This is a genomic window from Johannesbaptistia floridana (genome assembly GCF_057440575.1).
In genome coordinates, this window is sequence record NZ_JALKVM010000094.1 from 1 (window position 1) to 23,551 (window position 23,551).

At 36.7% G+C, this 23,551-nt stretch carries 21 protein-coding genes and 1 pseudogene; 9 read left to right on the forward strand and 13 right to left on the reverse strand.

Features of this window, described 5'->3' with window-relative positions:
- Positions 1-104: 104 nt before the first annotated feature.
- The 6 genes from MW688_RS06645 to MW688_RS06670 form a co-directional block, all read right to left on the reverse strand.
- Positions 105-770: a hypothetical protein gene (locus MW688_RS06645; protein ID WP_486735151.1), complete on the reverse strand. Its 666-nt coding sequence runs from the start codon at positions 768-770 to the stop codon at positions 105-107.
- A 39-nt stretch (positions 771-809) separates the two neighbouring features.
- A complete protein-coding gene (locus MW688_RS06650; protein ID WP_486735152.1) occupies positions 810-1,301 on the reverse strand; it encodes a hypothetical protein in 492 nt (163 codons plus the stop codon).
- Complete coding sequence (locus MW688_RS06655; protein ID WP_486735153.1) at positions 1,298-3,076, reverse strand: tetratricopeptide repeat-containing S1 family peptidase; 1,779 nt, start codon at positions 3,074-3,076, stop codon at positions 1,298-1,300. The genes MW688_RS06650 and MW688_RS06655 overlap by 4 nt, the downstream gene beginning before the upstream one ends.
- 14 nt (positions 3,077-3,090) lie before the next feature.
- A complete protein-coding gene (locus tag MW688_RS06660) occupies positions 3,091-4,545 on the reverse strand; it encodes a M48 family metalloprotease (RefSeq protein ID WP_486735154.1) in 1,455 nt (484 codons plus the stop codon).
- A 217-nt stretch (positions 4,546-4,762) separates the two neighbouring features.
- Positions 4,763-5,542 carry a S1 family peptidase gene (locus MW688_RS06665; RefSeq protein ID WP_486735155.1) on the reverse strand — a complete coding sequence of 260 codons (780 nt, stop codon included), beginning with the start codon at positions 5,540-5,542 and terminating at the stop codon, positions 4,763-4,765.
- 276 nt (positions 5,543-5,818) lie between these two features.
- Positions 5,819-6,784, reverse strand: a complete 966-nt coding sequence (locus MW688_RS06670; protein WP_486735156.1) for a cation diffusion facilitator family transporter — start codon at positions 6,782-6,784, stop codon at positions 5,819-5,821.
- Positions 6,785-7,310: 526 nt separating this feature from the next.
- Between MW688_RS06670 and sepF the strand changes: the two genes are divergently transcribed.
- Positions 7,311-7,562: a cell division protein SepF gene (gene sepF / locus MW688_RS06675; protein WP_486735157.1), complete on the forward strand. Its 252-nt coding sequence runs from the start codon at positions 7,311-7,313 to the stop codon at positions 7,560-7,562.
- 78 nt (positions 7,563-7,640) lie between these two features.
- Positions 7,641-7,829: a hypothetical protein gene (locus tag MW688_RS06680; protein ID WP_486735158.1), complete on the forward strand. Its 189-nt coding sequence runs from the start codon at positions 7,641-7,643 to the stop codon at positions 7,827-7,829.
- A 1,736-nt stretch (positions 7,830-9,565) separates the two neighbouring features.
- Here the strand turns inward: MW688_RS06680 and MW688_RS06685 are convergent.
- Positions 9,566-9,910, reverse strand: coding sequence for a hypothetical protein (locus MW688_RS06685; RefSeq protein WP_486735159.1), 345 nt, complete (start codon positions 9,908-9,910; stop codon positions 9,566-9,568).
- A gap of 719 nt (positions 9,911-10,629) precedes the next feature.
- Between MW688_RS06685 and MW688_RS06690 the strand changes: the two genes are divergently transcribed.
- Both MW688_RS06690 and MW688_RS06695 read left to right on the forward strand, forming a co-directional pair.
- On the forward strand, positions 10,630-12,105 hold the full coding sequence (locus tag MW688_RS06690) for a DUF2281 domain-containing protein (RefSeq protein WP_486735160.1): 1,476 nt from the start codon (positions 10,630-10,632) through the stop codon (positions 12,103-12,105).
- A complete protein-coding gene (locus MW688_RS06695) occupies positions 12,105-12,491 on the forward strand; it encodes a type II toxin-antitoxin system VapC family toxin (protein WP_486735161.1) in 387 nt (128 codons plus the stop codon). Before MW688_RS06690 ends, MW688_RS06695 begins: the two co-directional genes overlap by 1 nt.
- Positions 12,492-12,558: 67 nt before the next feature.
- Here MW688_RS06695 and MW688_RS06700 read toward each other — a convergent pair whose 3' ends face one another.
- From MW688_RS06700 to tatC, 3 genes are read right to left on the reverse strand one after another with little or no spacing between them, the layout of a single operon-like run.
- Entirely contained in the window at positions 12,559-13,512 is a 954-nt protein-coding gene (locus tag MW688_RS06700; protein WP_486735162.1) for an AAA family ATPase, read from the reverse strand.
- Positions 13,499-14,683, reverse strand: a complete 1,185-nt coding sequence (locus MW688_RS06705) for a DUF4350 domain-containing protein (protein WP_486735163.1) — start codon at positions 14,681-14,683, stop codon at positions 13,499-13,501. Before MW688_RS06705 ends, MW688_RS06700 begins: the two co-directional genes overlap by 14 nt.
- Positions 14,683-15,447: a twin-arginine translocase subunit TatC gene (gene tatC, locus MW688_RS06710; RefSeq protein ID WP_486735164.1), complete on the reverse strand. Its 765-nt coding sequence runs from the start codon at positions 15,445-15,447 to the stop codon at positions 14,683-14,685. Before tatC ends, MW688_RS06705 begins: the two co-directional genes overlap by 1 nt.
- 124 nt (positions 15,448-15,571) lie before the next feature.
- Between tatC and trmD the strand changes: the two genes are divergently transcribed.
- The 5 genes from trmD (at position 15,572) to MW688_RS06735 (ending at position 18,779) form a co-directional block, all read left to right on the forward strand.
- A complete protein-coding gene (gene trmD, locus MW688_RS06715) occupies positions 15,572-16,267 on the forward strand; it encodes a tRNA (guanosine(37)-N1)-methyltransferase TrmD (protein WP_486735165.1) in 696 nt (231 codons plus the stop codon).
- Positions 16,268-16,375: 108 nt separating this feature from the next.
- Positions 16,376-16,927: a response regulator gene (locus MW688_RS06720; protein ID WP_486735167.1), complete on the forward strand. Its 552-nt coding sequence runs from the start codon at positions 16,376-16,378 to the stop codon at positions 16,925-16,927.
- A 4-nt stretch (positions 16,928-16,931) separates the two neighbouring features.
- Positions 16,932-17,123: a hypothetical protein gene (locus MW688_RS06725; RefSeq protein ID WP_486735168.1), complete on the forward strand. Its 192-nt coding sequence runs from the start codon at positions 16,932-16,934 to the stop codon at positions 17,121-17,123.
- 73 nt (positions 17,124-17,196) lie between these two features.
- Entirely contained in the window at positions 17,197-18,402 is a 1,206-nt protein-coding gene (locus MW688_RS06730; RefSeq protein ID WP_486735169.1) for a homocysteine biosynthesis protein, read from the forward strand.
- Positions 18,403-18,419: 17 nt separating this feature from the next.
- Positions 18,420-18,779 carry a Lin0512 family protein gene (locus MW688_RS06735; protein WP_486735170.1) on the forward strand — a complete coding sequence of 120 codons (360 nt, stop codon included), beginning with the start codon at positions 18,420-18,422 and terminating at the stop codon, positions 18,777-18,779.
- A 528-nt stretch (positions 18,780-19,307) separates the two neighbouring features.
- Here MW688_RS06735 and MW688_RS06740 read toward each other — a convergent pair.
- From MW688_RS06740 to MW688_RS06750, 3 genes and pseudogenes are all read right to left on the reverse strand, one after another.
- A complete protein-coding gene (locus tag MW688_RS06740; RefSeq protein WP_486735171.1) occupies positions 19,308-20,519 on the reverse strand; it encodes an NAD(P)/FAD-dependent oxidoreductase in 1,212 nt (403 codons plus the stop codon).
- A gap of 233 nt (positions 20,520-20,752) precedes the next feature.
- Positions 20,753-22,333, reverse strand: coding sequence for a phytoene desaturase family protein (locus MW688_RS06745; protein WP_486735172.1), 1,581 nt, complete (start codon positions 22,331-22,333; stop codon positions 20,753-20,755).
- A 1,012-nt stretch (positions 22,334-23,345) separates the two neighbouring features.
- Positions 23,346-23,551, reverse strand: a pseudogene (locus MW688_RS06750) (hypothetical protein); the annotation flags it as partial.

Sequence of the window (23,551 nt, forward strand, 5' to 3'; positions counted from 1 at the left end):
TTGCAAGCCCCCACTATCATCGGTACTCCGATTATAGTGGTGGGATGTTGACTCTCAGGTATATAGAATGAGGAGTGATAGGTTACATTTCGTTCAAAATCTTCTTAGATTCTTCTGAGGTTTCTATTATGAACTGCATTAACCCCATCTCGGCAAACTGCGTTGGCGTTAACTCTGGGAACCACAACTCTTCGACCAGTTCTTGGGTCAGCCACAACTAAATCCAAAACTGGAATTCTTTTTGCCTGTAAAAAACTATTACTAGCATCTGCTACAAGTATGTTTTGAGTTTCTTCGTTAAAAGTTAAATTACCGTTATTGCGATATTCTGTGCTAAACATACTTCCTAACATTTCGGGAGTAAAATAAAGCGGTTGACCATTTCTATCGACAAACCCAATAAAAACTACATTGGTAGCCCCAGATGGAGTACCACTGTCATCGGGTATTTGCCCAATCCGTATAGGAGAATTAGTTCCCCCTGGAAATTGTAGGGCAATATCTTCTGGCATCACTGATACTTCTTGTTCGGCGTAATAAATGGCCTCTAAAAGTTCATTGTTTGCTGCTAGTTCTACAGGTTCTCTTCTGAGATATTCTAGTCCTAATTCTTCTGGAGTAGAAATTCCGGCAATCACCCCTTGTGTGATTAAGTCTTGGTATTGGCTACTTCTGGCGTCTACTGGGTGAGAAAGGATAATGGAAAAGATCAAGGCGAAGATAGCGATCGCGCCAATTCCTAGCTGTTTTAAAGAAATTTTTAGGTTCATTTTACACCTTCTTTTTGTTATTTTTTTACACTTTTAGTTTCAAGATTCTTGATTATTGATTGTTTCAACAAAGTTTTCCAAGGGAATATTTTTGCTGATTGGATCCAATACTAGTCTTTGATTTGTCGTGACATTCAGTATTATAACTTTTATCTTACTTGTTGTAGAAAATTTTCCATTATTTTTTAAGCTTTCTTGTAAGAATGACTTGACACTACGAACATTGAAACCAATATACTTATTATCTTCCGATTGGTAGCCAATTATGCGATATTTCTCGTCACCTTTGACCGGAAATTGTAATTCTTTGTCAGAATCCATTGTTTGTAATTTGGCGAGCGCTTTTTCTATTTCTTCCACAGTTGGTGTGGTGGTAGTTTCCTCTTGATTTATTTCGATTGGCGCTACTTGATTATTTTGTGCTGTATCTGCATTCTTGTCTGTACAGGCATTGAGTCCCCAAGTTGCCACTAGTAAAGTGAGTATGTAGAAAACTTGGTGCTGCGGTTTAGTTATAAATTTCTTTTTCATTTTGTTTCCTTGTGACTTTTACTTTTATCAAAACTTTTCATTTCCTCTGCTAGAACTTCTAAACTATTAACTGCTGGTGTATAATCTGGTTGAATCTGTACAGCTCTTTCCAGAGATTCTTTTGCCTCTTGATACCGTTCCATTTGATAAAGAACCAGAGCACGATTAGTCCAAACGATGTAGTCTTGATCATTCAATTGGAGTGCTTGGTCGTATGCTGCTAAAGCTTCTACATATTGTCCCATACCTCGCAGAATCAAGCCCTTGTTTCTCCAAGCCGGAATATATTCAGGTTCGATACTAATTGCGGTTTCCACATCTTCTAAAGCCTGTTGATATTGTTCCAGTTCAAGCTTAACTAAACCTCGATTGTTGTATAGTAGAGCCGAAGGGTACAAATTTTGGCTTTCTCTCAATCGAACTGCCTGGTTAAAAGATTCCAGGGCCCCTTGATATTCTCCCAGGGCATATTTAAGTTCTCCTTGAGTCATAAAATCAGCAGGATTATTACTATTTAGTGCTAAGGCGGTTTCAAGGCTAATTAAAGCTGACTCGAATCTTTGTAGAGCTTGTAAAGCTCCTGATTTGCACCGATGAGCTTCGTACAAATAGATCGAAGGATTTACCTGTAGTCTAGTTGCTTGGTCGCAAGCTTCTAGAGCTTGTTGATACTTACCGTCGAATCCTAGGGCAAAACCTTTGGCAAACCAAGCCAAGTACAAGTCTTCTCTGAGTTTAATTGCTTGTTCATAAGCTCCCCGCGCCTCAGCCACTCTGCCAATTCTCCAAAGTTGATTGCCTTTTTCTAACCAATGATAGGGGTTATCAGGGTCAGTAATTTTCAGGGTTGGTTGCCAGGAATCAGCGAGTTCAGTGGTCAATTCAGGGGGAGCAGTATCTTCTATTTGCAGGTAGGGATAAACTCCATTATTCCTCGCCCAATTTAAAAAAATTTGAATTGGTATCCCCATACTCACTCCTATTTTAATTCTCACGGGCGATCCCACTTCGTTGAGATAATCTTGAATAATTTCGTCTTCGCTGCCAATTTTTCTCCCATCAGCTCTTCCATGAATTCCCACCAAACGTCCTTGAGTATCTAACACTGGTCCTCCACTCATGCCTGGATGAGTGAGATTGGTATAGATTAGATTGTAGCCACCAAAGGAATCTTCCGTGGAGGTATCTGGTTGGTAGGAAATAGCCGTAGCGGAATTATCGTATAAAATCCCGGGGTTAAAAACTAACTCTTGCTGAGTATTTTCAATCAATGGCCAACCTGACACGAAAACATATTGGGGAGAAGAAGCTTCAGAAAATATGTTATTTTCGTAGTCGTTTTGACGATAAAGCTGATAGTTAAATTGGGAAATGCGAGCTACTGGGTAATTGTTTTTACTCTCAAATTGAATTAGGGATAAATCTAGGTTATTGGGGAGTTTCTGCACATTGCGATCGTCTACTATCAATTTATGCTCTTTTTGATCATGGGTAATTATATACAGTTCTTCTCTCAATTTTGTACTATCTATAACATGTCTAGCTGTCAACACGTAGTAGTTATTACCATTTTTGGCAATAATTACTCCAGAACCTGGATCTGTTGCCCCATCTACTTGAACAGTGATTTGCTCTGCTATAGCTTTGATATCTACTGTATTTTGTGTGATTAGTTGTTCTGGATGCTGGATATTTTCTGACTGAGCCACTGCTGTGGGAGCTACAGCAATTATTGCTGTTCCTATTAAACTAATCAACAATTGGTTTCTCAACATTTTTGCCTAAATTCCTACTTGAATACTACCCTATAATCATTGACTCCTTCGTAGGCATATCGGTTATAGCCATTGCGTTGAATCAATTCTTCTATATATTCCATTCGCTCGGTAGAAGCAGGATGGCTGGCTAACATGGATTCGCTAAAGCTAGACTTTTTTTCCAATTGAGCTAATTTAGCCATAATATTGTAGATCCCATCAGCAGAATATTTTGCTGCTGATAGAACTCTCGTCCCCAAAATGTCTGCTTCTTTTTCTTGACCTTGACTATACTGGGCACTAGCGAGTTGCCTAAACTCATCAATGGGTATGAGATTAAACAGATTTTCTGTCCCAACGGTTTGAAAGCTATGGGAAAGAACAGAGTGAGCGATTTCATGACTGAGTATTCCCGCTAATTCAGCTTCCGAATCCAATAGCTGTAGCATACCTGAGTTAATAAAAATTTTGCCTCCAGGTATAGCAAAAGCATTAGGATTTGGATTGTCTACTATAAAAAACTCATATTCAAATTCATCTCTACCCATAAATCTCGCTAGTTTTTGACCAACCTCATTTACATACGCTGACTCGGCAGTGTCTGTGATGATGGGTAACCTCTTTTGATACTCCTGTGCCATTTGTGTACCTGTTTTAGCTTCTCCTGCCAAAACCATAGCTAAAGGATACAAACCCTGAGGGCTCACCGCTGTATCACTACTCAAGATGGTATTGATTACGGTTCCTAAGACTACATTAGTAGTCATTTCTATTTTGATATCCCGGATATATTTCTTGCGGTAATTTATCGCTGTCTCACGATAACTAGGAGCTTGGGGATGTTGAGGATATATAATGGCAAATTGCCCGGCGGCAATGGAAGCCTCTAGATACTTTTTATTCTTGGCTAGTAAATCTATTTTTTTGTCCACCACCTCTGGTAGATCTGGGTAAAGTTCTGCTAGTCTAGTAATTGCTACCAAGGCTTCTTCTTCCTGTTCATATTTTTCGTAGGCATCAACTAAGAGTAGGTGAGCTGGCACAAAATCAGGATTTATCTTCAGTAAATGCTCTAAATTAATAATTACTTTAGATTCTAAATCTTGTTCCATCCCTTCATTAGCTCTTTGCCACAGTCTTTTACCTACTTGTAGTTCTTCAGGATCTAATTTAGCTGGTAAAAAGGAGTCAGCAGGAGGCAAATCTGGTTTCACTGTACGCTGAATTTGTTCTACTTTTACTAGGTCTCCTTGTTTATAAAATTCATCAGCTTGAGCTAATTGGGAGTAGTAATTAGAACCAAAGTTAATATCTAAAAAATTTTGACTAATTAGATAGGTTTCTGAAGGAGCTGTTCCAGAATTGTTAGGCTTAGACTCAAAGACGGATTTGGAAATCGCCACTTTACTACTAAAAACTATTACTAAAAATGTTACGATTACTAAAAACATTCTTTGATATAGTTTCGCTCTAAATAATTTTAACATCCACATTATTTTCTTACTATTGTATGCTACTAAGCATGTCTTCTATTTTGATGGCTAATTGTTAGGGAAGAATTTAGTGTTTTCATCCAGCCGACAAAATGTACTAATGACATACTTTTATTGCCACATATTATAGTATATATTTAACAAGATGCTATAAAAATTTAATACAAAATACATGATTTCAGTAACCAAAAGCTTTTTTTGGCCAGGTATGTTATCTACTAATGAATTTATGTATTGGTATGGCCCAACTGGAGACTTCCATGATTTGACGAGTAACTATATATGGCTTTTCTCCATCTTCGTAAATATAGGGGTCTCCCCAAAGAGGATAGGCATGCATTCCATTAACTCCAATCACTTCTCCTTTGATATTTAAGACCGGACCACCGCTCATACCTTTAGTAATTGCGTTACTGTAACCCAATTGATAACCATTCGCTAAGGATTTGTTCAGTATGAGAGTGATTTTACCAGTAGTGTAGCGAAAATTCTCTGGTTGACCTTGAGAAAAATTCAGAGGAAAGCCTCCTGCAACAACAACTTGTTGATATTTGAGTTTTCGAGAATTTCCCAGAGTTGCTACTTGGTATTCTATAAGGCTACTGAATTTTAATAGAGCTAAGTCATAGCCCTCAAATTTTTGTGGCTCTTTAGTAGCTGAATGAATAATCCCATCTGGGGTTTGAATTTGGTATTCTTCTACATTCTGGCGTAGTACATGTTCATTAGTTAAAATTGTATATACTTGATTTTGCCGACTAATGATAATTCCTGATCCCCAGCTATTTTCTGTTAAGATTTTGACGGTAATCAAGCGAGTTTTTTCTTCTAAGTATTGTTGTGACAAAGGCACAGGCACAGTAATACTCTTGCTGGTTTGATCATCATTAAGCTTTGATCTTAAGGGAAATATAATCAAAATCAAGATAGTTGGCAGAAAAATTAGATAACCTAGAATTTTGGTGAGGATTGGATTGCTAAAAATTTTCATGATTATCATTAGCTTCATTCTCAATAAGAGAAAAAATGATAGAAAATAGCGATAAAGGCAAAGATTGGAAAGATATTCCCGATATAATAGCAGTTACTCCGTAATAAAATATTTCATCCTACTAAGAAAAATCGAAACAGTTGTAACAAGTTTCGTAGTTCATATAAAGATTACAAACAAGATGTTAAAGAGCTTTCATTGTGTTACTTGGAATTATGGCTGCTAAAACTTTTTAACTATCAAGGCAAATATGCTAATCGTTTGAAAAAGCAATTATCAACAGTCGTATTCACAAGTGATGGAGCGGGCCTCAATAAAGATACGTTTGACTTCACCATGAGAAGCACGAATGGTGTCTTCAATTCGACGAATAGCTAATTCGATTTGATCAGAAGATAAATCGTCTTGAAACTCAATATTTAAAGCTAATAAAATATCCCTTGGCCCGAGTTGAAATGTGATCGGGGATTCTACTTTAAGAACAGCTTTATCTTTTGCCACTAAATTCGTGATACTTTCTCTTACATGAAGGTCAGCACTTTCTCCTACTAATAAGCCTCTTGTTTTGGCCACCAGCAAAATAGCAACAATGGTGAGAATAACTCCAATCAAAATAGAGGCTAATCCATCATAAAAAACTTTCCCGGTCAAGTCGCTCAAGAATACACCGAATAGAGCCACCGCAATACCTAGTAAGGCGGCGCTATCTTCAAAAATCACCACGAAAATAGCGGGATTTTTACTGCGCTTGAGAGCTTGCCAGAAACTGGTGTCTTTGTCAGAACGTTCTTTTTTAAACTCTCCCAAGGAAATTAAAAGGGCCGTTCCTTCAAACAGGGCAGCAACACAGAGAACTCCATAACTCACCATAGGGTTAGTTGATTCTCTGGGATGGTCAAAAGACGTAAATCCCTCATAGATTGAGATCCCACCTCCTAAAGCGAAAATTAACACGGCTACCATCAGAGACCAGAAGTAGATCTCTTGGCCGTGTCCTAGGGGGTGGTCCTCATCAGGCTCTTTTTTGCTTTGTTTGAGACCGTAAAGCAATAAGACCTCATTAATCGAATCAACAACTGAATGAATTCCCTCAGATAACATGGCTGAACTACCGCTAATTGCTGCCCCAATAAATTTGGCTACCCCAATAGCAATATTGGCAATCATCGCGGCATAAATTGAGCGTGGCGACTCTTCTGACATATTAGCAATAAGAAATGTGAACTGTTTGGATTTGATCAAATAAACTTTTTCAATCCTCAATATTATACCGAATCGTCATTATTTTCTCAAAGAAATTGACCCACGAAATCTTAAAAACCTATCCTTGTGAGGTCTCTTATTCAGCTATGCTTTATAAACATCTTTCTTAACAAGAAAATTAAGTAATTTTACTTAAAACTTTTCTCCCTGCTCCCTGCTATACAAGGTTTCATGAGTTCCTTATCAAGGATAGCTTATTCAGGGCCAGTGGCGATCGCATCCTTTTTGGTTCTGGTGATGATACAAATTGATCAAACGATGACGCAAAAGAGGAACGGCGATCGCCTCTGAAACTCAAATCTATAGTCTCAATCAACCTCCTAATTTTTTTGGTAAGGGATTGAAAGAGTACTAAAAAAAGCTTGAAATCTTAAATCTGAACCGGGTAACTATTAAACTGAGATTATTTCTTAAGTATTTTTACTTAAGAAATATTTTTTTTCAATTTAGGTTGAATAAAAAATCAATTTATTGTACAGTATTAATGTACTGATTAATTGAGGCGATGAATTATTTCTCACCTTCTCGAATCATAATTATCCAACCTGTATCTCTAGAATCTATTTTTCTGGTTCAAGGGACTTTTCAATCAGGTCAAACAGTTATTTTGAACACGTCTCAATTAAACTCAAATCAAGCTAAGAGTTTTATTAACACCCTTAGCAAAGAAGCCATAAGGCTTAAGAGAGAAATTATCTTTGTTCACAACAATGTCTTTTTGTTTACAGTTCAACAATTAAACCAAAACTGTTGTTAAGTCGAAACCAGTCACGAAACCACCGTTAATTGTACCCGACCTTATGGAGGTTTAAAGATGGAAATACTAGAAATTATTATGAATAAAAAATGGATCAATGTTGAAAAACTACAACAAGCCCGCTTACTTAAACCCAGAAATTATCAAGATAATCAAGATAATTTAATAGACATCATGCTAGAAAAAGGGTGGATTAATGCAAAACAATTAGAAGAAGCTGTAAAAGAGCAATATTGGCGAAAACATGGTTACTGGGTAATTGATTAATCTAATATAGCGGTAGTGATATAAAAGTGCTCACAGGGTGACGAACTATTTAAAAGCTTTACTGGGTAAAGGATCAAACGGTTAGTATTTCCATCAGAAATCAAGTATAAAAGAGTAATATTTGAAGCATGAATATAGTTTAGTGCCTTATTAGTTAATCAGTTATATATTGGGTTCAACAAACTCTTTTGCCTTTTCAGATTCACTTCTTCTCATTTTATTCTTTTGTTTTATTTATTAATAATTTTTCCTCTTTCTCTCTAATTCTTTCCTATTTATATTGACTCTTGATAAATTTTCTTTATTCTTTCTTTTGCTTTTATTCCTCTCTGATAAAATTTAAATTTATTCAGATTTAGCTCCATAATTTTTAACACCATATCTTCATATTTATTTTCTATATCTATCCACGCTGTTCCATAAAGACCTAACCAAAAATCGCTATTTCTTTTTATTTTACTGTTTGGCTTCTTCTTTCTTCCTAAATATTTCTCTAGCCCTTTTATTTTTAGTTTTTCTCCACTTAAACCTGATGCTTATACTACTTAATGCTAAAAACCTTTGAATATGTTTTCGACGGCTTTCTAATAAAATTGGCTTTCGATAAATAAGTGGCTAACTTACCTATTTGACATGTTCGATGTTCGTTAATTATTTTGATTAGTATTAATAGGGTTTGAATTTGTGTCAAGCTAAAGTGCTTTTCAAAATGCTCCGGCCATTTTTTGATAATATTCATTTTTTTGTTTCTGACATTTTTTTGTTTAAGTCATCATTAATTTTGTCAAATTTTCGGCCAGATTTTGATAATCACTATTAATACTTATATACTTTTTATTGATTTAGAATTACTTGTATTATATAATTGCATTGTAACAAACAGCAATCTATAGAGTCAAACCCTTAACAATTAAAGCTTTTAGCTTCTTCGTCACCCTGTGAGATAAAAGTGTTGAGGCCGTGGAAACACTTGGTTGTAAGTTAGTCACAGAGACAATTTTATCAACATTTTTGCTACACTACCCCCCTCACAAGGGTAGGTTTTTTACAAAGAGCTTGTAGTGAGGTTGAGACAAAGAAGACAAGGAAGGAAAGTAGACAAGGAAGTATCTGTATTTTAGGTATACATTAATGTGACAAAACGCTGTTTTAATTGTATTATCTCCCTTGTCTCCTTGTCTTCGTTCCTCTATCTTGCACGCAAATACAAAAGTACTAAATAGGCCAACAGGCGAGAATCAATTTTTAAGCGTTTAGCATCAATTCTCTTACTCATTACTCATTACTTCAAAACTCATTACTCAATCATCACCAGTAACTTTTGGAAAAGATGCAAGATCTGAGCTTGTCCCGTCCTCACCGAAATGTTAAAAACCTACCCTTGTGAGACACTACCCCCTGGGACCGTACTCCCTGCTATACAAGGGTTTCATGAGTTCCTTATCAAGGATAGCTTATTCAGGGGCAGTGGCGATCGCATCCTTTCTGGTTCTGGTGATGATACAAATTTACCTAGGTACGGCTACTTGTTCTAATAGAGAACTAATGACCCTCTTCCTGAAGATGGTAATAAGTTAAGAGAAGTAGTCAATGTTTGGTTAAATTTGAAAAAACAAGATGGTACTATTTCTTCTCTTTATAACTATTGGATAGAAGGAAAGGTAGACTCCGTAAATAACCCTCGATGGTCAATTATTCGAGATGTACTGCAATGGATAGAGTAACTGAAGAGGTGACTATAGATTCTTTTTGAAAAATTTCTCAAGATAACCACATATAAACAGTAAAATGTAACCCATAAAATATGATGCTATTAACGCATTACCTGATTTATGTAAAAAATTCTGTACAAAATTCTCCAATACTTCTTCTGGTACATTTGTTCCTAAGTATGTTAGCGCTCCTAGCGCTCCACCAATAGGTAAGTAGATAATAAAAGCCATAAGGGCTATTGGTATTGCTGATGAGTCAGCGGAGAGAGCACAATGGCCACGCTGGATCATTTCATATAGATGAGTTCCAACGTATGCACCACCTACTATAAGTCCAAAATGCCAATAGCCTATTCCAAGGATAACCATTGGGGTTACTATCCATGCAAAAGAAAATGCTAGCGTAACTATCCACACAAACATCGAGTCTGAGTTCGAGTTATTATTATTACTCACAGTTAACTACCTTATTTTTATTGGCTTGTTTTTAACAATAACATGAATCTACTATGTAATCAAAATAATTGGACTCTGTGAATTTATGATCGCTTAAAATTCTTAGATACTTCTGCATCGACTCTCGCTTTTTTGAGAGCGTATCCCACTTTTAATCCTCTCAACCACCACCTTAAGACTTTAAAATAGATTTCTTCTTTTTCTGTTTCACTTAAACTTAAGGCGATCGCTCTCGTTTTTGATTAACTCAGGTATCACTTTTATCTCATTACTTCCATAATCAACTTGTTGTGGTGGCAGAATGAAACCTCTCTCCACTAAATAAGCACTCACCAAAATTATCGTAGGGGCGATCGCCAAAAAAATAATATCATACTTATGAATCAGCAACGCCCAAGAGAAAAAATTTTTGCTACCAATACTGGAGAAACAGTGCTATATGCAATGTAGTAATATAAAATGAATTAAGACAATTTGGGGAGCATAATGAATCAGCAATATAATCAAAATCATTTACGAAGTGCTGATAATGTCGCATCATTATGCTCGTGTAACGCATGAATACAATTGACCCCATAATCTAAAAAAAGCCTTGTTTTTTAATATTTAATTATAAATTATCAAATATCAATATGGAAAAAAGCGAAACCACCAAAGCTATTACTCCTCATCTTCCTGTGGGTAAGTTAAATGATCCAATTAGTTTATATAAAGGCACAATTGATTATGAATTTGAAAATCAAACATTTTCCTTACCAGGAAAAATTGAGTTAAAATGGCTACCATCTCCAAGATTAGTATTTGAAATAAATAATCCTCCTGTTTTTGGAAAAAATTTAGAGGAAATTAAATTAAAGCTCAAAAATGGCAAAACAATAGTAGGAGAAAAAAGATTAATTAACGCTCCTAATCTAATACAAGGAGTTATTAAAAATCCTCAAACTGTCAAAGAAGATATTCAACAAAATAAACAGGCTAAAAAAGCAAAATTCCTCATTCCAAATTTTAAAGATTTGATAGGGGAATCAGTAAAAAGTGAAGAAGAAAATACAATTTATTTGCACCAACGCTTAAAAATTGAACATAACGAATGGATTATAACTATTGATTCTCTAAAAAATATACAAAAAATTACCGAGGAATTAAAGAACAACTCGGGATTTGCAATTACTCATGTTGGAGAAATTCAAAAAGTAGATAATTCTTCTTTTGGACATGAAGAAGCAGATAATCTTTTAGAAGCAATTACTTATTATCTTTGGTTTGCAGCAGGAAGATGTACTAGCCCCCTATTTCTGACTGGCTTTGACGATGAAGAAAATAAAGTTTGGGAAATTTGGAAATCTCCTACACAAATGCCATACACTTCTCACAAATCATGGTTAGATGAATCTAATCAGGGAAATCAGTTTCAAGAACCATTTTCAGAATTTGCTAAACTTTGGTTTGATGAAAACATGAGAGAAATTCTACGCCAAGTAATTCATATATATGTAGAAGCAAACACTTCTGTTTTATGTGAACCGTCGATAATCTTATTAAAAACAGCTTTAGCACTGCTTTCTTCGGCAATTTTAAATAAACCAAGTAATATTCAAGATCTTGTTAAGTGGGCTAATATTCCAATTGAACTTACTCAACTCTCTCCTAGATTCAAGGAATTAGAAGAAATGATAAAAAATAGCAAACAAGGCAAAAAAATGATAAAAAATAGCAAACAAGGCAAAAATGGGACAGATATTCCCCATATAATAGCAGAAATCCGTAATAAAATAGTTCATATTGAGAATGAGAACAATCGAAACAGTCTTAACGAGTTTCGTAGTTTATATAAAAATTACAAACAAGATGTTAAAGAGATTTCATTGTGGTACTTGGAATTATGCCTGCTAAAACTTTTTAACTATCAAGGCAAATATGCTAATCGTTTGAAGCGAGATAGATGGGTAGGGGATGTAGATACTTTTCCTCAGAATAATAATCTATCAATACAGCAAGCATCTCATACAGAGAAAAAGAAAAAAAGAGTTTTTGGAAGTGCTAAAGGATTAATAACTATGTCTGAAGATTTTGACGAGCCTTTAGAAGATTTCAAGGATTATATGTAATGAATTACTTACTTAATACACATAGTTTAATCTGGTTCATCGGAGGCGATGAGCGATTAAGTAATGAAGCCAGAGAAACAATTGAAGGGGAAGAAAATGGTATGTCTGTAAGCATTGTTAGTTTATGGGAAATATCTATTAAATCAAGTCTTGGAAAATTGACATTAATCAAGCCTTTTGAAGTATTGTTTCCCCAACAATTAGTTGATAATGAAATAGAAATTCTTAATATCAACATTGAACACTTACAAACTTTAACAACTCTCCCTTTTCATCATCGAGATCCTTTTGATAGATTGATTGTTTCTCAATCTTTAGTAGAGCAATTGCCCATAATTAGTAAAGATAAATTATTGGATAATTATGGTATTACTCGTCACTGGTAGCTTTAGAGAAAAATTATTTTAATTTATTTCCTTATCTTTGCGAACTCCTTGCCTTTGAATTCAGAATTCATCTAGGTACGGCTACTTGTTCTAATAGAGAACTAATGACTCCTTCTACCTGTAAACCGTCTAATTGGGCTTCTGGTTTGAGAATCAAACGATGACGCAAAAGAGGCAGGGCGATCGCCTTTAGATCGTCTGGAGTAACATAATCACGTCCCTGGAGCCAAGCTTGGGCTTTACTCGCCTCTAACCAGAGTACAGCGGCCCTAGGAGAAGCACCTAATAGCAAATCTCGATGTTTGCGGGTTTTTTCTACTAATTCTAGTAAATAATCAATAATATTCTCAGCTAAAGTTACTTCTTGAGCGGCTTGGCGTGCGGCTAAAATATCATTAACGTTGGTAACTGGTGGCGGTAGTTTATTTAAATCCAATCTAGATAGAGAAATACGTTGATTAGCTGCCATCAGCATCTGTTTTGCTGCCGTGGAGTTAGGATAATCTACCACTAATTTAAATAAGAAGCGATCCAATTGTGCTTCCGGGAGAGGATAAGTCCCTTCAAACTCTAGGGGATTTTGGGTGGCGATTACCCAAAACAATTCACTCAATGGCATACTTTCTCCATCGAGAGTTACTTGTTTTTCCGCCATTGCTTCTAGTAAAGCAGATTGAGTTTTAGGAGGAGTACGATTAATTTCATCTGCCAACAAAATATCTGTGAAAATAGGACCTTTTTTTAAGCTAAAACTGCGACTATTAAGGTCAAAAATATTCGTACCTAGAATATCTGTTGGCAATACATCTGGAGTTAATTGCACTCGACGAAAATCAGCTTGAATCAGTCGAGAAATCACTCTGACTAACATAGTTTTACCCGTACCGGGTACCCCTTCGATAATCACATGACCACCAGTAATTAAAGCTACAAGTAGTTCTTCGATTACCTTAGTTTGGCCGAAAACTACTCGCTCTATATTTGCTTGCAGTTTAGATACAATCTGGTTATTTTGCTTCATTGTCTATAGAATCGCGAATTTTTTGGCCTTGAATTAACCAAGCTAATAACTCTGTCTCAGTTAAATGTTTGTTACTCTTTTGCAAGATTAACCAGTTCTTTACATCTTTAGCAGTTGGGGAATTATGTTTTACTAAAGCATTGGTAATTGTATCAGACTCTAGTAAATCATCTCCTAATCCTAAAGACATTTGCAGCCTTTTAGTTTGATAGGCGCCAACGGTTTGAACAACATAGTCAGTTTTCTTGGCTTTTTGTAAAACTTGACCGAGGGCATCAACATAAACTTGAGTATTATCTATTATAGTTTGAGATAGAGGTTGTGGATTACCAAAACTACGCCATCCTCCCCATACTGCCACCAAAAATAACACTAGAGATTGAATCAACAGAGGAAATATACTAGTTCTAGAAAAATAGGCTAAAAAGGTATCTTCTGTTTCTAAGTTATTTTCACATATACCATTTTGGTTAGGATTTTCCTTCCCATTTTGGTTAGGATTTTCCTTCCCGTCTTGGTTAGGATTTTCGGGCACTGGGCACACTTTGTCTTGATAACCATGAATATACTCATCTATCCAGATTTCTTGACCATTTCTACTAGCTAACTCTGCTAAAAATTGATAATTAGCTGGATAATCCTGATAGGCATTAGCTGCTAAGTAGGGGGTAGATATATAAATAATCTTCCCATCTCCAATAGTAGTTTCCCCGGCGATCGCCCCATAATTATCCCCTAGTAAAATACCTTCTGCTTCCAAGTAATTGCCTAGACGGCGACGAGTTTCAATTTTCACATCTCCCCCAGAAGTAGGGTGAAGAGTGGAAAAATTAGCACCTGTTGCTTCTGCCTCAACGCCGAGAATAATCAAAGTATTACCTTTACTTACCCAATCTCTTGGTAAAGCCGAAGGGGGGAAAGAGTGTACTTGAATCAAGGTGACTGGAGAATCTGATTCTAGTTGATTTACGGGTTGACGCCAACGATTTATCTCAACTTCCTGTTGGTCTTTCATATAACTATACCAAGCGCCATAACCAAAAGGTTTACTACTGTAACTAGAACCTTGCTGATTTACAGAGCCTTCTGGTGCTAAAAACACAAATAGTAATATGCCTAAGATAACAGCGATGGCGATACCTAAGCGCCATTTATTTTGAGATAACTGCATTATTTCCCTAATAACTTAACTACACCTATTCCCCCTAAATATAGCCCAATTACTGCTCCTGCTAGTAAAGATTGGGTGAGGGGATCAGTAGAAGGTGTTAACACTGCACCCAAAACCAGGGCCCCTACTACAACTATGCGCCAAGCTTTGAGCATTTGTTCTGCCGAGACAATCCCCAAAAATCCTAACAATGACTGAATCACTGGAATTTGAAAAGCTAAGCCAGTACTAAATAACAAAAGTAGTACAAACTTAAAATATTTATCTATTGACCATAATTGCTCAACTACATCAGCACCATAATTAATAAAGAAGTTTAAAGCTGCGGGAACCAAAACCAAATAGGCAAAAGCAATCCCTACAAAAAATAGCACTGTAGAAGCTAAAACAATTGGTCCAATTAAACGGCGTTCCCGACGAGTTAAGCCTGGGAGAACAAACTGAATAACCTGGTAAAGAATAAAAGGACTAGCCACTAGTATACCGCTATATCCTGCCACTTGAATGGAAACAAAGAAATACTCTCCCGGTGCTAGTTGTAAAAATTTTACCCCTTGAGCGGGAATTTGTAATAGTTGTACAATAGGTTTAACAAAAATGAAACAACTAATACAGCCAATTAACACTCCAATCAGTGAGGCAAAAATACGCATTCGCAATTCTTCAAGATGTTCAAACAAGGACATCTCTGCTTCATCGGGAATTTCATTCCAGTATTGTTCTTGGTCAATCTCCGGTTTACTTTTAACTTCTGTAGAAGACATTGATTATTTCTGTGTGATAATAGTTAATTATGTCTTTATTATAAAAGCAAAGCTTCTAGACTCTGTTAAATTTAAGAGTGAAGAAGCCCTCAGTCCAAATGAGTGTGAATGTGAATAACCATCTATGCAGATTGATATTATTAGCTTATTTCCCGAGTTTTTTACTTCACCCCTCAACTCCAGTTTAATCGGTAGGGCAATCAAAAAAGGTATTGCTCAAGTTAACTTGATTAATCCCCGAGATTTCACCACCGATAAGCATCATCGTGTAGATGATGAACCTTATGGAGGTGGTGTAGGAATGTTACTCAAACCCGAACCAATTTTTGCTGCGGTAGAATCTCTAGAAACTCTGCCAAATAGGCAAATTATTTTGATGAGTCCCCAAGGAAAAACTTTAAATCAAGATATACTGAAAACATTAGCTTCTAATTATCAACAACTAGTTTTAATCTGCGGCCATTATGAAGGAGTAGACGAAAGAGTTAGATATTTAGTAGACGAGGAAATTTCTCTCGGGGATTTTGTCCTGACTTGTGGAGAAATACCTGCTTTAGCATTAGTTAATGGTGTGGTTCGCTTATTGCCAGGAACTGTGGGTAAAACTGAATCTCTCAAAGCCGAAAGTTTTGAAGAGGGTTTACTCGATTATCCTCAGTATACTAGACCGCCTGTTTTTCGTGATTGGGAAGTACCATCAGTTTTACGTTCAGGAGACCATGAAGCGATCGCCAATTGGCGTCTTGAACAACAAATAGAAAGAACTAGAATTAGACGTCCCGACCTTTTGTCAAAAATCAAAAAACAGGTTAGTACATAATATAATTGTTAAAGTAATCAACAATTTTTATAAGCTTAGCTTTTAATTGAGAAACAAAATCATCAAGATGAGTAACATATTACCACAAAACTAAAAGGAGTTATATCAGTGGCTAATCGTAGGATTATTGTAATTGATGACAGTAGAGTTATCAGAAGATGTGTCAAAGATATGTTAGCAGAAGGTAAGTTTGAAGTTATAGAAGCAGAAGATGGAGCTGAAGGTTGGAATTTAATCCAAAGCAATCCTCCCCATTTAATTATGCTAGACTTCTTCTTACCTCGTATGAGCGGCTGGGATGTTTATCAAGAAATTCAAAAACAGCCAAACCTGAAAGCGATACCATTAGTATTAATGTCCGGGCGCAAAGAAGAGGTAACGGATAAAATTAGTGAGCCTTTTAAGGATTTTGCCTTTGTAGAAAAGCCTTTTGATCAAAAACAGTTAAAGGATGCTATCAAAGATGCTATCCGAAAAGCTCCAGCACAACTACCACCAGATGATACTACTCCTCCTCAAACTGTGAGCACTGATCCTGAAGAAATGGCCGCAGAAATTGCTAGACTTAAAGCAACTATTCGGAAAATGCACGGAGAAATGGTTAAGCAGAGAAAACAGATTAACACAATTATTAAGTTCCTCAAACAAAAACTTAAATAAATGAATGAATAGTAGTTTAGAACTAATTATCAAAGTATTAGGAATATCTACGGCAATGTCTGTAGCTATTAAGTATTTTATTGTAGATTTACCAATTACTGCCAGTCCAACTCATGCTCTAATTGGTGTGTTTACTCCTACTATAATTACCGCAATATTATTAAGTTGGCGAATGATCAAAAATTCCGTGGAATAGTTGAGCTTTTATAGGAATATAGCAGTACAAACAATGGTAGCAAAAGTAGATTCTTAGCAAAAAATCAAGATGTATGCGAACTATTACCGAAATTAATGAGAAAATTACCCAAGGTAAAGCAGTTGTTTGGACAGTAGAACAACTAAAAGAGGAAGTAGCAGAAATAGGAGTCACTCAAGCCTTTGAAAAGGTTGATGTGGTTTGTACAGGGACTTTTGAACCCATGGAGTCATCTGGGGCTTTTATTAATATCGGTCATACAGATCCCCCGATTAAAATTCGTGATTGTTGGTTAGATGGTGTTCCGGCCTATGCAGGTTTTGGGGCAGTGGATCTATACATAGGGGCTACAATGATTCCAGAAGGAGGAGATATTAGTGATCTAGAAGTGAACGTAAATAATGTAGCAAATAATCGGGGAGGAGGACATGTAATCGAAGAATTAATCGCGGGGAAATCTGTAAATCTTAAAGCAATTGGACAAGTTACCGATTGTTACCCCCGCGCTAGTATAGAAACAACTATTACTAAAGAAACAATTAATCAGTTTTATTTGTTTAATCCACGTAACCTCTATCAAAATTTTATTGTTGGGGTTAACGCCGGAGATAGTCCTCTGTATACTTATTTAGGACCTCTATTACCCCGTCTGGGAAATGCAGTTTATTCCAATCCGGGAAATATCTCTCCCCTATTTAATGACCCATGTTTGGAGACTATAGGTATAGGTACTCGCATTTTTCTGGGGGGAGGTATTGGTTATGTTACTTGGGAGGGGACTCAACATTTTCCCCTACAAAAACGCTTACCCAATCAAACACCAATTGGTCCTGCCGCCACTCTGGCTTTGATTGGTGATGCTAAACAAATGGACTCCTACTGGGTTAGAGGTTGTTATTTTAAAAAATATGGTCCATCTCTAATGTTAGGGGTAGGAATACCAATTCCAGTAATTAATGAACAAGTAGTAGTAAACTGTACAGTAAAAGACGAAGAAATTGTGGCCCCCGTTGTAGATTTTTCTATCCCTCGGCGAGTACGTCCGACTTTTGGTCTAGTAAGTTACGCACAGCTTAAAAGCGGTAAAATTAAAATAGAGGGAAAAACAGTCAGAGTAGCACCCCTAGCTAGTATTTCTCGCTCTCGGGAAGTAGCAGAAACTCTGAAAAATATGATTACCGCGGGGAAATTTACTTTAACAGAGCCAGTCGCTCCTTTACCTTCGGAACGCTCCTTCTTACCTCAAGATAATCTTAGTTCCAATGCTTTTGATTTATAGCAGACTAAAGCAAAAAAATGAGTAAAAAACGTTTAATAATTGAAATGGGTATGGGGATTGACCAACACGGACAAGATCCCACAGTAGCAGCTACAAGAGCAGTACGCAACGCGATCGCCCACAATGCCTTACCAGGAGTTTGGGAAGTAGCAGGATTAGACCATCCTGACCAAATGATTGTAGAAGTAGAAGTGGCTGTACCCTATCCTGATACCGTCAGGGAAGCAGAAGTATTAGCAGTGTTACCTTTTGGTCAAAAAAGCCTTAAGGTGAGTGATGGAGGCATGATTGTCAACGGGAGGGCGATCGCCTCTTTGAATGATAAAAATGATGAAATGTTAATTGCTGTGGCTGCGGTTACTGTAATTATTCCTTAAGTATGCCGGAGCCTTCAGTTTAACAAAAGTTGTCACCTCGTCAGGTTTTTTTGCTAGTTAGGGCTTGCTGAATAAATGTAAAACTTTTGCTAGATAAAGGTTTGAGTCCATTTTTATCATAAAAAGTGCAAGTTTTTTTGATGTATTATGCTAGAAAGAGTGCATTTTTCTTTGATTACAAAGTGTATAAATTACTTTGTTGTAACTTTTTTGCAAATATTTTCAACATTTCTTAATCATGTGGCGATTAGCTCCAGACCTCACCTCTTTTACTCAGATCTTGCATCTTTTCCACTCATTTACTGGGGGTGGTTGAGTTTTGAAGTTTTGAAGTTTTGAAGTAAAAGAATTGATGTTAAACCTCTAGGATACAAAGATTATAGAGAATTAACCATAAAGAACATTTTTCCTTAAAAATTAGTACATAAGTTCTGGTGGAAGATATGAGGCTCGGAGGCTCCGAGTTAGGTACAACCTCATGAGTCCTTTGAAATGCTATATAAAATTAAATTACTATAATAATATCTATCAAGAATTAAATAATTTACCTATTTGCCTAGGGACAAACTTTAATCTACGTAGTAGAGAAATCTGTATAACATTTCTTAATACTTGAAAACGATGACGCCAAGTTGGCATTCTACAAATATAAACTAATCTCCTGAGTTTATCGCCTAATTTACCCTCTAAATTAATCCCAAAACTAGAAATAACTGCCCTTCTTTTACCGAGGGTTAACATATCTCCTAAATGTAAATAGTGAAATTGTTTGAGTTTTTTTCCCTGGATATTTCTAACCATATTAGTTGCTAAACAACTAGCGGCTTGATAGGCAGCTTGAGCTGTATTTGGTATGTTTTTTTGACACTGGTAAATTTCTGCTACATCTCCTAAGGCAAATACTTTTGGATATTCAAGCAGTTGTAGAGTAGGTAAAGTGAGTAATTTGCCTCGATTATTCTTTTGACAGGGTAATTTTTTAATCCATTCTCTAGCTTGGGTGCCTCCTGTCCATATTACTAAATCTATCGGCATATTTTCCCCATTTAACTTAATTGTTTCTGCCTCGATAGCTTCTAAATTAGCTTCATAAATAACATAGATTTTTCTTTTACTGATGGCACGATTAGCAGCAGCTTGGACTCCAGAAGAAAAATGCTTAAGAATTGATGTCCCTCTTTCTAATAAATATATCTCACCGCGATCGCCTAAACGATCTGCTAATTTACAAGCTAATTCTACTCCATTGGCACCTCCTCCTACTACAGCAATCCGAATATACTGTCTTTGGGATAATTCTAGAGGTTTTAATTTCTCCTCAAGTAAATCCACATCAGCAAGAGTACGAAAGTTAAGACTATAATCAGCACCAGGAATAGGTAGAGGACGATTTTCACTGCCTACAGCGATCGCTAAATAATCATAATCTATTCGTTGTTGATTAACTAAAATTACCTGCTGTTTTTCTAAATCTATATTAGTAGCGATTTGAGATTCCAGCTTGATTGTGGTGTGACTCAACAGTTTCTGATAGGATGGGGAAATTTCCCAACTCCTTAACTCTTCAGTCAACAATTCATACAAAAGTGGTGTAAATAAAAAATGGCTTTCAGCTTCTACTAGGGTAACTGTAGCTTTCTGGGATTTAACCAAGCTAGACTTATTCAAAGCTAATGCTGTATATAGTCCACCGAATCCACCACCGATAATCACAATTTGTTGAGAAAACTCATTATTCATTACTCATTACTCATTACTCAAAACGCATAATTTTGCTAATGGGCGCCAGTAAATATCGCCTCACTATTTATTACTTTTCCCCTTCCTCATATCAAAGCACCAGTACTTATGTACTAAATTAACCTCAGAAAAAGTTCATTTCTCTTTCGCCTAAGATCGTGCTCGGTCAACCAATTTTTAAGCGTTGAGCATTAATTTTTTAACTCATTACTTCAAAACTCATTACTCATTACTCAACCCCCACCAGTAACTTTTGATAAAGATGCAAGATCTGAGCCTTCGGTAATCGCCTTAAGTAGTTCTAAATGTTGAGGCACGGAGACGAGAGTATTAGCTAAACCCATTCCACTAGCAGCTACAGCGGGAACACCAATACCTGGGAAAGTCCCATCCCCACAGCAAAATAAGCCTGTAAGGGGGGTTTGAGGGCCAGGAAAGGTCTGTTTCCCTGCTATCAAGGCGGGACCATAGGAACCGCGATCGCGTCTTAGATAGCGCTCGTGAGTCAAAGGAGTTCCCACCAAACTTACTTCCGTGCGATCGCGAATATCAGGAATTATCTTTTCTAAAGCTAACCACATCACCTCAGCGCGTTCTTGTTTTTGCTGTTGATAAGCTTCACTGCGTCTATCTAGATTAGCCCATAACTCATAAGGTTCTGTAGCAGGTGTATATACATGAATACAATGCTTACCCTCTGGGGCTAAAGAAGGATCTAAAACCGAAGGAATAGAAACAGCAACCAAATTTTGGGGTGCCGCGATGTCCCAGTTTTTCAGCACCACATAGTGACAACCAATCTTATCTTCTAATCCTGTGCCATCAATGCCTAAATGTAGATGTAAAAAACTATCACAGGCAGGAGTATTTTCTCTTTCTTGACGATAGTCGCTAGGTATTGCTTGAGGGGGAATAATTTTCATAGTATCCCAAACCGAAGCATTAGAGACAACGCCTTGGTTAGAGCGAATCTCTTCACCATTACGTAATTTTACCCCTACTGCTTTTTGATTCTCCACTAATATTTCACTCACATGGGAATTGAGTCTTAACTTACCCCCAAACTTTTCCATACCTCGAACTAAAGCATCGATAATGGCACCACTACCTCCTACTGGGTAATCTAGGGCCACATTCGGACGATACCAATCGGCGAACATAAAAGCCACTTCAGCAGCGCTAGTTTGTTCTAAAGGTAATCCCGAAAGCAGAAAACAGAGAAGATTGAGCCAATTATAAATAAAAGGATCTTTTACTATCCCTTTAGTCACTTGATCAAATGCACCTGTAAGCTTACTGGCACTGCCTATATATGGGAGTAAACTAGGGGCATAACCACCTACAGTAAAGATTGCACCTAAATCCCAACGTAAAGCCGCCGTAGGTAACTTCATCACCGCTTCTGATAGGGGAGCAACAGCCTTTAGTAATTCTTCCCATTCTTTTACTGCTTCTTCACCACGTAACTTTTTAAGAATATGTTTAAATTCCTCTGAACCTACTCCGGCATCGATGGTTACCTCTGGTAAGAAACAACCCCAACTATAATAGTTAACCCATTCAATATCTTCTTCTACGGCATCTAATACTTGTCTGAGGGGATTAGGAGAAGGACTATAGGACAATCCCGAATAAAGAGAAGGTCCAGAATCGAACTTATAGCCATTTCGTTCAAAGGCATGGGCGGCACCACCTGGTATACTGTGGCTTTCACATACAGTTACATCTAACCCATAGCGTGCTAACATGGCTCCACAGCATAGTCCGCCAACACCACTACCTATAATTACTATATCTGGATTTGTCTTAGTCATTTAAAATTTAATCAACGCTATCTCTAGGTTAAAGCAAAAAAAAATTCTCGGCACTGCTTACAGACCAGTAGGGTGCGTTAGCCCGCGAAGGGCGTAACGCACCGAATCCAATTGATGAACAAATATTTTTTCTGACTGCGCACCGCGTAACGTATCCAGCAAGGCGATCGCTTCTTTCTTATTAAGAGCGTAACGCAGCAAATCCAATTGATTTACGGCGCTTTGTCTGAGCGTATTTAGGGCGCAAGCCTTGCGCCCCTACTACAGGTGATTTATGTGAGATACGGGAATAGTTAGACGAAATATTTTTTCAAATCTATAAACATTAGTAGGGTGCGTTAGCCCGCGAAGGGCGTAACGCACAGAATCCCATTGATGAACAAATATTTTTGCTGACTGCGCACCACGTAAAATATCCAGCAAGGCGATCGCTCATTCCTACACGAGAGAGTGAGTATTATCATTGCCTCTTTACCTAAAAGTCTTATGTAGATTTATAGAATTAAAATATACTATAAATAGGTTAACGCACCCTACAGTTACTGAGTTTTGAAGTAATGAGTAATGAGTAATGAGTTAAAGAATTAATGCGATCGCGCTTAAAAATTGATTCTCCCTTGTCGGCCAATTTCTGTACTTTTGTTTTGGTGGAAGATATGAGGCTCCGAGAGGCACCGAGGCTCCGAGAGTTAGGTACAACCTCATGAGTCCTTTGAAATGCTATAACCCTAAGTATGTTGAGGAATATCTTGCTAATTATTACTGAGTTACAAATTATCACAAGGGATTGGTGTGTCTAAATTACTTTTATCTTTGAGGTTTTGGTATATTTTAATACACTTTTTCAGGGTTGGTAGTTGATATTTGTTTAATTTTACTAGACAGTTATGTTATTAGTATAGTACTTCTAGAGCTCTAACAGGTAATGAAATCCAAAAAACCCTTATAAAATCGTACAGATGAAATTTATATAAACATTTATGGATCGTCTAAGTCCTTTATCTGCTATAGTCTAGAGAAGAGAAAAAAGGTACCCCTCATACCCCCAAATTAACCAACCTAATATAAGAGTAGGATAATAACCGTCTCTTTGTAGGTTTCCTGTATACCAGCCCAATTGTTCCGCCATCTTTTTATAGCTTTCATAATCTAATTCAAATTTATCTAGTTTACCACCTTTTTCTAAATAAATTTGTTTTTGCACAGAAAAGCCATATT